Consider the following 12,642-nt stretch of genomic DNA (forward strand, 5'->3'; position numbering starts at 1 on the left):
AGTCATCAGGAACAGGATGTTCCATAACATAAAACAAAAATTATAAGTTATTGCGCATGGACCAGAGGGTACAACAGCACAATCAGCAACGATAAAAAACCCCGGCAGGATGCCGGGGTTTTTTATTATTTAAAATTTTTAAATCAGAGTTGGATGAGCATTCAGAATACGGAATAAAGTCGCTACAGGACCAGTCGGAAATGACGGCCTTTCTCCCAACTTTGTTGGGTTCTCGCGCTGATATGCAAACGTTCAGCAAATTCTGCCTGGGTTACCCAAGTTGTCACTTAAATTTGAGTGATTTTGGGAAACTTTACTTTTAAATTCTTTATGGAACAAAGCAGATTAATTCTAATCAGTTTTTAGTGTTATCAAATCATAGACTTTCTATGTTCAAACTTATGGATTAGTCATCAAGATGATTGATCTCATTTGCTTAAGCAAAATTCGAGTTATTTAAAATTATACGGTTCTTAGTAATTTATTACACATCTTAGTTCAGAAATTCTCAATAGCTATTATGGGTGAAATTTAAGCCATTTGTATTCTTTAACTCACATAAGTCTCAGTACTTTGCAGCTATTCTGAATACTAGAAAATTTGTATAATTCTTAAGCCAAAACAGGAAGTTCTATATAGTTATTAAAAAAGCACTATGAATGCACTGTAAGATACAAATTGCACTAAGCCCGCAAAAGTAAAAAAACCTGGAAAGATGCCAGGTTTTTTTACTTTTACCTTTTAATCAAACTTAGAGAGGTATACCTAATGAAAAAATATAAATTAGCAATAATAAAATAGCTCAAAAAAACAGCGATAATTTTTAAAAACCCCATAAAATGTGATATGTTTCACACTATATTTTTTAGTAGTCAAATTTCTTATTAAACTATTAAAAAGTAATAGCAAGTTTTTTTCAAAAAAAGTTAACCATCTGTTTCATTATTTATAGGCCCTTATATGAAAAATCTTATCACGACCGCATTATTAGCTTCTTCTGGATTATTTATAGCTGGACAGACGAATGCTTCTACTAAAGCTGCGGATGCAACCTTCCAAGTTAAAATTGAAGTTGTATCAACATGTGCGATCAGTGCTACAGATATCGATTTCGGTCAAGTAAATAGTGGTATCACAGCAACAGATAAAACGGGTAATCTAAGTGTAACCTGTACCAGTCAAACACCCTACAGCGTTGGTTTATCTAGTAGTGGGAAAATGACCCATACGACTGACCCTACGTCTAGCATTGCTTATAAATTATTTAAAGCATCCAGTGATACAGCAGAGTGGGACAACGACAATAATCAATATTCTGCAACTGGTTCAGGTATTGTACAGACTATCCCTGTAGTTGCTAAATTATCTGGCTCTACAAATGTACGCGCTGGTAACTATGCAGATACCGTCACAGCTACAGTAACTTATTAATTTTTATTATCGTAAAGAGTCCACATGAAAAAGCCAGCCAAATTCTCTCATGTATTTCACATTTGTGGTGCAGGAATCTTGGCAGCTAGTATTTTTATAACACAGGCGCATGCTGCCAGTTTGCAAGTTGCGCCTATTTTATTAGAATTTTCACCACAAGAAAAAGTCAAAGAACTTTGGTTGACCAATACAGGTAATGAGAGTATTCGTGCACAAGTACGGGTGAACGCTTGGACACAAAGCAATCAACAAGATATTTTAACAAACTCCAAAGATTTAATTGCTAGTCCTATGGTCATTAGCATTCCTGCCGGACAACGGCAATTGGTTCGATTGATCCGCAATACTCAAATAGCAAATACGACTGAACAAGCTTATCGTCTCATCGTGGATGAATTACCTAACTCCCAGACTGATGCACAAAGTGGTCTACAATTGTTACTCAAATATTCCATTCCTGTTTTTTTAAAAGTATCGGACAGTAATGATACAGATCAAGGCATAACATCCCTGCAAGGTATGAGCTTTAAATATAATACGCAAACACTAACAATCAACAATCAGTCTAGTCATTATAAGCGCTTTAGTCAGTTTGCCTACATGGATGCGCAAGGCAAAAAAATACCAATTCAAATGGGATTGATGGGTTATGTACTTAGTGGGAAAAGCATGCAATGGAAAATTCCAAATAATATAAATGTTACGCGTGGTGGAAAGTTTATAGCTGTAGTTAATATGGATCTTCGTGAACAAACTCTACCATTATCTCCCTGATACAGAATAAGCTTTAGGTGGTATAGGGAGTTTCTGATCATTGAATGTTCGAGCAAGCAATTTTATACTTGCAGGAATGATGCTGGTCACAGCACCGACAACATTTGCAGAACAATACTTATCCAATAATATAGACAGTGCGATTCAACAGGAATTGTATTTGGATGTAGAAGTAAATCAGTCTGCACAGATTCAAATTGGTCATTTTTTACAACAAGATCAGCAACTCTATATTGATGTAGCTTCCTTAAAAAATTTCGCCATTACTACCGAGATAGCACCAATCATAATTGATCAGGTACCCTATATCGCACTTGATCAGATTGTAGGGCTAAGCTATAAATATGATGACCTCAATCAAAAAATTTCAATCCAAGTACCTATTACACTGTTAAGCAGTCAACATCAATATGGCTATCAGCATCTGCCTGCTGCAAAAGTTAATCCATTGCATGAAAAAACAGGTGTCTTGCTCAATTACACTGCTTTTGCTCAGCAGCATGAGAATATATTTTCTTTAAATGGTTGGAATGAATTTCGTGTTTTTGGGCTTTTTGGTGGGGTATTCAGCCTTTCTGGTAACTACCAATATCAAGATAATGCCTTTATAAATCATCATATACTGGATACATATTGGGAAAAAGATATCCCAGAACAATTGCTTAGACTACGTTTAGGTGATGCACAAAGTAATGCACTGTCATGGACACGCTCTACTCGCTTGAGTGGTCTTAGCTTATCGAAAAATTTCGCTTTACAACCCTATACCGTGACGACTCCCTTAATGAGTTTTAAAGGTCAGGTAGCATTACCTTCACAAGTGGATCTAATAATTAATGGTATTAAGCAGTTTTCAGAAAATATAGTACCTGGGCAATTTGATATTCAATCAGTACCGAGTATTACTGGTGTAGGCAATGCACAAATGATCATTACAGATATTAATGGCCAACAGCAAGTGCTGAGTATTCCCTTATATGGTACGAATAACCTACTCGCACAAGGCTTAAATGACTGGTCTTTTAATGTAGGTTATCCAAAGTTAAATTATGGCTTATCTTCATTTGATTATGCACAAGATCCTGTATTTAGTGGGAGCTATCGTTATGGAATATCAAATAAACTTACTCTGGAAACACATACTGAATTGACCGATCAATTGCAACAGGTAGGACTAGGCACCCTCTATCAATTAGGCAAACGTGCAGGACAGCTTAATCTCTCTTATGCTTATAGTCGTATACCTGAGCAACATGGACAATTATTAGGCCTAGGTTATAGCTGGAACTCTACATTAATAAGTTTAAATTATAATGGGCTACGACAGTTTGGTGAGTTTAATGATATTGCCAGCTTGAATGATGCGGCATTTGCCAGTAAGTCAGACCAATTTTATATAGGTTTTAATACTAAAATTGGTCAGTTGGGAAGTAGCTATATCCAGCAAAAATACACAGAGCAAGAGAGTAAGTTTGTATTGCTGAACTGGTCTTATATCTTGCCGCGACGTATGAACATAAATTTAGGTTATAGTCATGATTTAATTAATAAAAAAGATAGTTACTATCTATCACTTAATATCCCTTGGGCGCAACGCAACTCAGCCACAGCATCAATACAGCGTAGTCATGATAACCAACAGTTTGGTGTCAATATAATGCATGCGCTAAATCAAGATCAGGGAGGGATGGGATGGCAAGCTATGGCCAATCGTACAGATCAATACTCACAATTTCAGGGGCAAATCGACTATCTCGGTCGCTATGGGTTAGCACAGTTAAATGTGCAACATACAGCATCAGACCAACAAAATAATACCAGTGCATTTGCCTCAGTCAATGGAGGTTTAGTTATTCTAAAAGACGTGATACTACCCACGCGTTTGAGTAACGGTTCATTTGCTATTGTCTCAACAGATAATATTGCTAGCGTACCGGTGCGTATGGAGAATCGTTTAATTGGTAAAACTAATCAGAAAGGATATTTGCTATTAGATCGTCTAAATCCATATCAGCATAATAGTGTAGCAGTTGATACCCTGAATCTACCAATAAATTTAAAAATAGAAACAACACAGCAAGATGTTGTACCTCGTCAGGCAAGTGGTGTATTCGTTCGTTTTCCAATGTATCAAGTGAAATCCGTTCAATTACAGGCAGTCGATGATCAGGGAGAGAATCTAGCAGTGGGTAAATCTGTTTGGGATATTCAACCATCAATACAGCAGCCTCCTAAAACCATTGTAGCTCATGATGGTATTGTATATTTAGATGATGTGAAAAATAATAAATTATATATTGGCGATGAGCTTAAGCAATGCCAAGTGAATCTTCCTGAAGTTTCCACTCTTGAAGGTTTTAGCGATTTAGGAAGGGTGGTATGTCAATAACTCATCAATTTAACCGAATCAAAGCTTATGGCCTCATCAAGCTTTTAGCTAGTATGAGCTTATTGTTTTTAGCTTATAGCATATGCTCTTCATCTGCTTATGCAGAGAGTTGCTGGGTAAGTGGAGGTAATTTAAGCCTAGGCACAGCAAACATTCAAGGCTCGATGACAGCTTCTACGGATATTACCGTAACATGTAATTCAAACTGGAGTCAGCCCGTGACATATAAGATATGTATGGTAGTTGATAGTATAGATCCAGCGGCTAAAGATCCTCGCACAATGATTAACTATGATAACTATCCTGCTTCCTTACTAAATTATAACTTATATTATGATGTCGCACGAACACGCAAGATACCAAACTCAGACGCTAAAAATACAGCTCAGTGCCAGTCTATTCAAGTAGGTGCTAATACAGGAAGTCCGAGTACATTAGTCAAAATGTATGGTCAAGTTCTTGCAGGACAAAATGTACCTGCTGGCTCCTATAAAACCAATAGTACTTCCATAAAGCTATACTATGCTTATCGCTATGGCTTAGAAGTACCTTCAGATTTAGAAGCTCTAGCTAGTCAAAATAATATAGCGACTAACTATATAGTCGTTAATTCTAACTATGAAAATAGCTGTTTGATTTTATTTGCATCAGATATAGATTTTGGTTCAGTGGAGCTGTTGAATAATACTTTATATCGTTCAGGAACTATTCAGTTAGCATGTCCAACGAGTACCAATATGAAGGTAAGTTTAAATAATGGTATAAATCCATTGGGATCACAAAGACGTATGAAAAATTCTTTAGGAAGTTATATTCAATACAGCTTATATCAGGATCCAAGTCACTCAAACGCTTGGCAGGCGGATACTTTATATTCTATAACCAACCATACTATCCCTGTTTATGCGATCGTCCCATCGCAAAGCATTAGCAGTATAGGGAAATATTCCGATATCATTACTGTGACTTTAACTTATTAGAAAACTCTATATTTAATAAGTAATCGTAGCGGTGACTGTGTCTGTATATTGACCGGCAGGAACATTAGTATCCGGCACTTTACCCCAAATGGTAATATTTTGAGTTTGTCCTGTACCGTGTTGTGAAAAACGATTTTCAGAGCTGTTTCCCCATTCTTTGCTCATAGATGCATCTTGATAAAGTCGATATGAAAGCTTCAAGGAAGCATCCTGGGTATTCTTTAGTGTGCCATCACTATTTAGTGAAATATTATAAGGCGTACCATTAGTACACGAGACATTTAAACTTCCCGTTGCCTGGATATTTTGGGTATTACGAGAAATTGTACCAAAATCTATATTAGAAGTAGAACCTGTGCCGATATCACAAATTTCATTGACTTTCATTTTGACCTGAAACTGTGTGGACTGCCGGTCACTCATGGTATAAGCAGAGACTGAAACTACAGCTAGAATTACAAATGAATATTTAAAAATTTTCATTGAATGTGCCTATATCCAATATAGATAATTATATTAATCTGAATTGTAGAGAGTAAAAAGGTAACTATTTAAAGTAATAGTCTGGATTACGCACTAAATTTCATGATTCTAATCATATTATTCGATTTTACTCAACTATGCTGCCATCTAGTAAACAATTCAAAAATAAAAAGGGAAACAGGCTAGATTTAACATAAAATCTCTTATGCGAAATTCAGTTGTAACCCCCAAATAGAAATGTCCGGTTTATCGATTGCTCGACCTAAGATCTCAGAACATAAGAATTTGATGATCACCCTGGTTCTCAAAACTCGATACTTTATTGAAAAGTTCTATCGAGGCTTATAAGTCCCTGAAACAAAAAAATGCCTGAACTTCAGGCATTTTTTACGTCATCACTAACAGCTTACAACAATCAACAAACGAGAGTTTTAGTCTTTTGAATACGACTTAATTTTTTCAAAAATAGGGTAAAAGTCTACACCCTCATCTTTCATGCTAGAAAGTAAGTAAACCAGAACAGCGATATGAGTAGGTACTTTTCCGATCTTTTTATAGTTAGTTATGGAGTTTGGGTTCATGTCCAATAAGGTTGCAAATTCCTTAATTGAAAGACCTGCTTTCCCCATAAGTCTTTGAAATTCTTCGTATGGCATCGTGATAAATACAATCTGTTTGAATTAGAAGTATAACACAGACCATAAAACTTAAAAAAACACATAAAAAATGTGACAAACACATTTTTTATGTGTTATAAATAGCTTATCAGCTAACCCATTTATCCTTATTATCGGAGAAATATAATATGTACTCATACCCGGATTCAAACACTGAAAAGAAAATTGCTCTCATGATCATCAATGACTTTTTCATTCAAAAAGCCCATGAACTGTGGATTTTTTTACAACTCGATCAGTGCTTTAATGATTATGAAGCCACACTGATTTGGACTCGACGTTATTTAGAGAAGCATCCTGAGTGTGAGTACAGCGATATTCAAAAAGCCTTTGTTTCTTGTTTCCCAGAACACTTCTTCAGCTTTGACTGTTAATTTATGAGAGGCACGGTAAAAAATCGAAATGGGTAAGTAAATCCCAAATAACAGCCAGTTCATACAACTGGCTTTTTATTGTTACGTATAAATCTAAGACTTTCTTTGAACATACAAAAATTGATGTTCCACGGCTTCTAAGACATTGATTTTAGGTTCAGGATTGGGGCTGCCATGACGTTACTTTAGGGTGTACTCCAAGTTTACATAAAAACTCATATACGACATTCATCTGTTAGCCCTAAGTAGAAGCTTCCATATAGGACACTTCTACTTAGGATAAACATATAAATTACTCGGCAACTGAATTAGTTTTTTGCTTTAGCTTTGTCTGAGCTGCCTCAATAGCAAAGTCCACAAATTTTACGGTCTCACCTTTATTACCATATAGTGCAAGTTGATTGAGCACCTCAAAAAGTAATTCTAATTTTTCCTTATTATTAAGATCCGATGCCCATACCTTCTGATAAATTTTTGTTTGACGGAGTTTTCCAGCTAGATAGCGATCAGCCTGAACCCGCTTTAAAAAGTTTTCGGTATCTAACGCATCATCATTTTTGATTTTATAAGCACTTAAAACACCACCACCGACTTCAAACTTACGCTGATTCTCTGCTTTACGTTTTTTACCTTCATCCTTTTTTTGGATCTGACTCAAATACAACTCTAAGTCACTGTATTCAAGCTTTTGAGCTTTAAAATTCAGATAACGCATACACATTATTTTCAAGATATTCGTTTCAGCTGGATCTAAAATGTCTTTTTGATATCGTTTATATAATTCCAAAAACTTTTCTTCATATTCAGTCTGTCTAGGATTTTTAGACAGCTCATCAAACAGCAACTGAAGCTTCAAATGTTGACGATAAGGTTTTAATGCTTCTTTCACCAGAATCTGTTGAGCTTCAGACAACATTTCAAAATTAAAATCTTCAGCTTGTAACGCATCAATGACCTGATTCTGCAATTCTGTCCGTGAATCTTTTTCTGATAAGAACTCAACAAAAGCATGCAACTCTGCCATCTGTAAAAGTTGAGCTGGTCTACCACGCTTTTTTGCTTTTTCCTGGGTCATATCATCTGCCGCCTAATTTTCAGAACTGCAACCTCTTTAAATATGGTTTTACCATATTTAAAGAGGGCAGTCTGAAAATAATTATTTAAAATAAAAATAAAATTTCTTGAAAAGAATTTTTATTTTTATTTTAAATAATTCGCACTTGACAGTTTCTCCTAATCGGAGAAACTAGTACGCAATGGGGCGCTTCCCCCTTGACCCCCTTCAACCGGATTTTTCAGCCATCCAGGCATTCCAAATCCGGGCGGTTTTCATTTCGTTTCACTCCATAAAAACCGGTCCCAGACCAACAAAAAGGTGAACATGGCCAGCTACCATTTCAGCGTCAAAAGCAAAAATAAAGGCTATGCACTTGGCCATTACCTCTACATTTCCAGACTTATGCAATATGAAGGCATCCGTAAAACAAGCAACGAAACCGTAGAACACATTGAACCTGGTCGTTGTATGCCTTCTTTCGTTAAAGATCCTATCGAATTTTGGCAAGCAGCAGATACGTATGAACGAGCCAACGCCAAAGTCTATATGGAGTATGAAATCGCATTGCCAAACGAATTCACGCCAGACCAGCGTAAAACGCTCATAGAGACGTTTTTTGACAAACATATAGTTCCACAGCAATATCCGCATTCATACGCCATACACAACGTTAAATCGCGTCTCAGTGGCGAAGAACAGCCCCATTGCCACCTCATGTTCTCCCTCAAAGCTGATGACGGCATTGAACGCACAGCAGAACAATATTTCAAACGCTACAATCCTCAAAATCCGGCCAAAGGCGGTGCCAAGAAAATCCAGCTACAGGATGGCCATGCAGACTATTCCACATTCTTATTGCACATCCGCAAAGCCTGGGAAAACCACCTCAATGATGCTTTAGCCGAGCACTGCCCTACAGTCACCTACACACTGGATGGTCAGGACATCACCATCAAAAATCAGGTTTCAGCAGACAGCTATGAAAAATATAACGAGATCCACAGCACTTTGTATCTTCCTGAGCCTAAGCTAGGCGTTGGTCAACAAAATGCGACAGCGGAATATCTCGCTCAGATCCAAAAAATTCGGGAACACAATCAACAAGAACGAGAACTCGAAGAACGCCAAAAGCAATTAGATCAACAACATGAATATTTTTATAGTGCTGAAAACCATCCATTTTCATCATTGGAAGTGATGTATCACCTGAATTACTTAATCAAAAATGCGAAAAATAAGGAAAAACTGGAAAAAGATTTTAGTGAAATTATCAAAACCCAAGAGCCTATATTGCAACAAGAAGGCTGGAACATTCATAACATGAATCGAAAATTGAGGGATTCAGAGCATAACTCAACGCCATGCTTTGAATTTGAAGTGTATTGCCAGCCAAAGTATCCATTAGCCATGCAAAATAAGCCCCCTCAACCGGTTCAATCCGAACAGCCAAAGCCAAAATCTGATGATTATGATTACGGTGGTCCTGGTTTTTGAATATGAATCTTGTAGGCATTTACAGAGCGAGTGTCTACGAGCGAACTGAGGCAATCAAAATTCTCGTTATGTTTTTTCCCTGATTACAAGCTCCCTTTTGTCGCTAAGATTCAAGTACAGAGCAAAGCGACTTGATATTTTTGAGTCATGACTGAGCGAAGCGAAGATAAAAAAATTATGAGCGTAGCGAATTCCTACTGCTTTTGCTTTTTATTAAATTCTAGATGGTATTAACCAAAAAATTGCCCCGACGAATCGAGCGAAAGCGAGATTCAATAGAGTTTGAGCGTAGCGAAAACCAAGGGCAATTTTTCATTCTTATCCTTTTTAATATATTTTAAATCTTTTAAATCTTTTAGGCTATCTGAAAGGCTTTAACAGAAAGGCTTTCAGCTCCTAACTATGAGGGATTGACTACTAACTATGAGGGATTGACTACTAACTATGAGGGATTGACTACTTAACTATGAGGGATTGACTACCAACTATGAGAGAATTATATTACTCATAGTTAGTTTATCGAATTAAAAATGATGAGTACATCTAAAAAAGAATTAGTAGTTAAATCAAATCAAGTAATTGAGGCTTCATATCAACTCAGCTCAACAGAACAACGGATTGTCTTAGCAGCTATTAGTAAGATTAGTCGGGCTGAAGATATTACAGATGATGAAATTTATCGCGTAACTATTGATGATTTAAAAAAACTTGGGGTTCATGAAAAAACAGCTTATAGAGATCTAAAAGATGGTGTAAACCGCTTATATGACAGATCAATTAATTTAGCTATTGATGATGAGTCAATCAAAATGAGATGGATTCAATCCATACGCTTTTTAGAAAGTAAAAGCGTTGTAGGAATTCGGTTTTCTAAAGAAATTTTGCCGTTCATTTCTAATCTAAGCCGTGAATTCACTAAGTATTCGCTATCTGACATTGCTGGTATGAGTAGCGCATATGCTATTCGTATTTATGAGCTACTAAGCCAATATCGTTCCATAGGAAAACGAGAGATTTCCATCGAATCTCTAAGAAGTATGTTGGAGTTAGGGAAAAGATATCCATTGTCTGCTGATTTAAAGAGATGGGTTATTGATACTGCTGTAGTTCAAATCAATGAACATAGCCCTTTAAATGTATCTTACGAGCAAATAAAGACAGGTCGAAAAGTCACACACATTCACTTCACGTTTAAAGAAAAATCAAAAAGTATTGAGCATAAATCCGAACAGAATAATTTTTATAAATTGACAGATTCACAAATTAATATGTTCGGTAATCAGCTTTCACGCTTACATGAAGTATCTCACCTAGCACAACAAGGTGAAAGTTATGACGACTTAGCTATTAAAATTAAAGATATGCTGCGAGATCCAATAAAACAAAAACAACTTATTCCTCATCTTAAAAATTTAGGCTTTAAGGCATAAAGGTCGATTGTGTATGTAGCAGTTGACTGTTTGTTAATGTATTTTAGTTCACATAATGGACAACCAAAATTACAAGATGAAATCACTATCTGTTATTGAGCTTTCAAACCTCTATGGAATAACTCGTCAAGCCATTTATAAGCAAGTTAATAAAGGTAATTTAAGTAAAAATAGTGACGGTAAAATTGATCTTTCCGAAGCTATTCGAGTCTTTGGTGAACCTTCTAGAAATGTAAACAGTTCACAGACAACCGAAACACGAAAGTTGTCAGAAGTTCACCTATTAGAACAGCAAGTTTACATGCTTCAAAAACAGCTTGAACAGGCTCATGAGCGTGAGCAGTTCCAACGTGAGGAACTAAAAGCTAAGAATGATCAGTTACACGTTAAAGATGAGCAAATTGAAGCAATACAACGCCTACTAGAAGCTCCAAAAGCTTATACAACTAGTTCTATCGACCCAAAATTAGATATAGCAACAGATACTAGGTCAAAAAGTGAGTCGAACTATGATGTATTGACTACTCAACCAAGAGAAACTCCTGTAGAAGTAGAGATCCAAACTCAGCCGAAAGATGACGGATTGACTACTCCGGAGCAGGTGGAAAATAAGCGGATTCCAGTACCGGAGCACATTGACCAGGAACCGGAGAAAAGGGGCTTTTGGAGCCGTTTTTTTAGACCCTATGATTAACCACGATTGTTTAACTAATATGAACAAAGTCGTGAAACACTGGTCAAAGAATAGGCGTGGAACGTGAAAAATCATAAAAAAAGCCCACCTTGGGGAAGATGGGCTGTAAACTAGAAACTACAGCGTTGAATTATAAGGATAATTATACAGCATTTCGTATAAGGTGTATTATGTTAATTTTAGGGAATCTTAATTTTAAAAATTAATTATGTTCAAAGCTTTAATGCTAGTTGTCGCTTTAGTTTCAACTTCTATCAATAATTTATCACATGCAGAGACCAATACATTGAACGCAAATAAGGTACTAGAGCCCTTTATATTTGAAATTGGTTCTAATTTTTCAGATATTCAAACTAACTTCAGCTTAGAACCAAAGACCTCAGGAGTAAATTTCATTAAAGAATCAAACTGGTACAGATTAAAAACACCAGTAGGATTTATTTCTCTTCAAGAGTGGCAAGGTAAACTTCATTCTATTGCTTATGAAATTGATATAGATGATGTAGAAGTAAAAAAGAAATTAAGTGATTATCTTTTTGAAAAACATAAAAATAATTTTGAGTGGATAGATCGAGTTGATAATGGATTTTATATTTCATATGAATCATCTAATGATTCTATCCAAGGGATCTATGCTTACTCATTAGGAACAACTATTTCTTTTACTAGTAATGAAATTAGACAGGCTGAATCAAAGATTCGATTTCCAAATCTTTAATTTATGAAATCAGTTATTTAACATAATGGCGGTTATACGAAATTAGTAGTTTTTACGCGGAATTCCTAACGTATTCATCTTTTGTCTTATATCTTTATTTTTACCAATAGGTAAAATATATTCATAACTTACATCGAAAAG

The 12,642-nt window shown here is 35.9% G+C and carries 12 protein-coding genes and 1 pseudogene; 9 read left to right on the forward strand and 4 right to left on the reverse strand.

Annotated elements, in window-relative coordinates; all coding sequences use genetic code 11:
- Positions 1–138: 138 nt before the first annotated feature.
- Positions 139–281: pseudogene (locus ACEWB7_RS15835) on the reverse strand (helix-turn-helix domain-containing protein); the annotation flags it as partial.
- Positions 282–960: 679 nt separating this feature from the next.
- Between ACEWB7_RS15835 and ACEWB7_RS15840 the strand changes: the two are divergent.
- Genes ACEWB7_RS15840 through ACEWB7_RS15855 form a run of 4 tightly spaced genes read left to right on the forward strand, consistent with a single transcriptional unit; the run spans position 961 to position 5,574 of the window.
- A complete protein-coding gene (locus ACEWB7_RS15840) occupies positions 961–1,431 on the forward strand; it encodes a spore coat U domain-containing protein (RefSeq protein ID WP_411580958.1) in 471 nt (156 codons plus the stop codon).
- Between the two features lie 24 nt (positions 1,432–1,455).
- Positions 1,456–2,205 carry a molecular chaperone gene (locus tag ACEWB7_RS15845; protein WP_411580959.1) on the forward strand — a complete coding sequence of 250 codons (750 nt, stop codon included), beginning with the start codon at positions 1,456–1,458 and terminating at the stop codon, positions 2,203–2,205.
- Between the two features lie 40 nt (positions 2,206–2,245).
- Entirely contained in the window at positions 2,246–4,594 is a 2,349-nt protein-coding gene (locus ACEWB7_RS15850; protein ID WP_313391047.1) for a fimbria/pilus outer membrane usher protein, read from the forward strand.
- A complete protein-coding gene (locus ACEWB7_RS15855) occupies positions 4,585–5,574 on the forward strand; it encodes a spore coat protein U domain-containing protein (protein WP_411580960.1) in 990 nt (329 codons plus the stop codon). Before ACEWB7_RS15850 ends, ACEWB7_RS15855 begins: the two co-directional genes overlap by 10 nt.
- Positions 5,575–5,586: 12 nt before the next feature.
- Here the strand turns inward: ACEWB7_RS15855 and ACEWB7_RS15860 are convergent, their stop codons facing one another.
- On the reverse strand, positions 5,587–6,057 hold the full coding sequence (locus ACEWB7_RS15860) for a spore coat U domain-containing protein (RefSeq protein WP_313391045.1): 471 nt from the start codon (positions 6,055–6,057) through the stop codon (positions 5,587–5,589).
- A gap of 431 nt (positions 6,058–6,488) precedes the next feature.
- Entirely contained in the window at positions 6,489–6,713 is a 225-nt protein-coding gene (locus ACEWB7_RS15865; protein ID WP_004676219.1) for a helix-turn-helix transcriptional regulator, read from the reverse strand.
- A gap of 149 nt (positions 6,714–6,862) precedes the next feature.
- Between ACEWB7_RS15865 and ACEWB7_RS15870 the strand changes: the two genes are divergently transcribed.
- The gene (locus tag ACEWB7_RS15870; protein WP_004282220.1) at positions 6,863–7,108 is read left to right on the forward strand and encodes a hypothetical protein; all 246 of its coding nucleotides are present in this window, start codon (positions 6,863–6,865) and stop codon (positions 7,106–7,108) included.
- Positions 7,109–7,400: 292 nt separating this feature from the next.
- Here the strand turns inward: ACEWB7_RS15870 and ACEWB7_RS15875 are convergent, their stop codons facing one another.
- A complete protein-coding gene (locus ACEWB7_RS15875; protein ID WP_336024513.1) occupies positions 7,401–8,183 on the reverse strand; it encodes a hypothetical protein in 783 nt (260 codons plus the stop codon).
- A gap of 306 nt (positions 8,184–8,489) precedes the next feature.
- On the opposite strand from ACEWB7_RS15875, the gene ACEWB7_RS15880 reads away from it, so the two are divergent.
- The 4 genes from ACEWB7_RS15880 (at position 8,490) to ACEWB7_RS15895 (ending at position 12,501) form a co-directional block, all read left to right on the forward strand.
- The gene (locus ACEWB7_RS15880; protein ID WP_160124107.1) at positions 8,490–9,659 is read left to right on the forward strand and encodes a MobA/MobL family protein; all 1,170 of its coding nucleotides are present in this window, start codon (positions 8,490–8,492) and stop codon (positions 9,657–9,659) included.
- Between the two features lie 530 nt (positions 9,660–10,189).
- The gene (gene repM / locus ACEWB7_RS15885) at positions 10,190–11,089 is read left to right on the forward strand and encodes a replication initiation protein RepM (RefSeq protein WP_004763517.1); all 900 of its coding nucleotides are present in this window, start codon (positions 10,190–10,192) and stop codon (positions 11,087–11,089) included.
- Positions 11,090–11,165: 76 nt separating this feature from the next.
- Entirely contained in the window at positions 11,166–11,783 is a 618-nt protein-coding gene (locus tag ACEWB7_RS15890) for a plasmid replication DNA-binding protein (protein ID WP_026040226.1), read from the forward strand.
- Positions 11,784–11,991: 208 nt separating this feature from the next.
- A complete protein-coding gene (locus tag ACEWB7_RS15895; protein ID WP_046206306.1) occupies positions 11,992–12,501 on the forward strand; it encodes a hypothetical protein in 510 nt (169 codons plus the stop codon).
- The last annotated feature ends 141 nt before the right edge of the window (positions 12,502–12,642 follow it).

The sequence above is a fragment of the Acinetobacter sp. NIOH-H-8 genome (genome assembly GCF_046635365.1).
GTDB lineage: Bacteria > Pseudomonadota > Gammaproteobacteria > Pseudomonadales > Moraxellaceae > Acinetobacter.

What these genes read in the sequence shown, in the direction of transcription:
- repM (WP_004763517.1), top strand. Translation starts at nt 10,190, where the DNA reads ATGATGAGTACATCTAAAAAAGAATTAGTAGTTAAATCAAATCAAGTA.
- ACEWB7_RS15880 (WP_160124107.1), top strand. Translation starts at nt 8,490, where the DNA reads ATGGCCAGCTACCATTTCAGCGTCAAAAGCAAAAATAAAGGCTATGCA.
- ACEWB7_RS15860 (WP_313391045.1), bottom strand. Translation starts at nt 6,057, where the DNA reads ATGAAAATTTTTAAATATTCATTTGTAATTCTAGCTGTAGTTTCAGTC.
- ACEWB7_RS15895 (WP_046206306.1), top strand. Translation starts at nt 11,992, where the DNA reads ATGTTCAAAGCTTTAATGCTAGTTGTCGCTTTAGTTTCAACTTCTATC.
- ACEWB7_RS15875 (WP_336024513.1), bottom strand. Translation starts at nt 8,183, where the DNA reads ATGACCCAGGAAAAAGCAAAAAAGCGTGGTAGACCAGCTCAACTTTTA.
- ACEWB7_RS15870 (WP_004282220.1), top strand. Translation starts at nt 6,863, where the DNA reads ATGTACTCATACCCGGATTCAAACACTGAAAAGAAAATTGCTCTCATG.
- ACEWB7_RS15840 (WP_411580958.1), top strand. Translation starts at nt 961, where the DNA reads ATGAAAAATCTTATCACGACCGCATTATTAGCTTCTTCTGGATTATTT.
- ACEWB7_RS15845 (WP_411580959.1), top strand. Translation starts at nt 1,456, where the DNA reads ATGAAAAAGCCAGCCAAATTCTCTCATGTATTTCACATTTGTGGTGCA.
- ACEWB7_RS15865 (WP_004676219.1), bottom strand. Translation starts at nt 6,713, where the DNA reads ATGCCATACGAAGAATTTCAAAGACTTATGGGGAAAGCAGGTCTTTCA.
- ACEWB7_RS15855 (WP_411580960.1), top strand. Translation starts at nt 4,585, where the DNA reads ATGTCAATAACTCATCAATTTAACCGAATCAAAGCTTATGGCCTCATC.
- ACEWB7_RS15890 (WP_026040226.1), top strand. Translation starts at nt 11,166, where the DNA reads ATGAAATCACTATCTGTTATTGAGCTTTCAAACCTCTATGGAATAACT.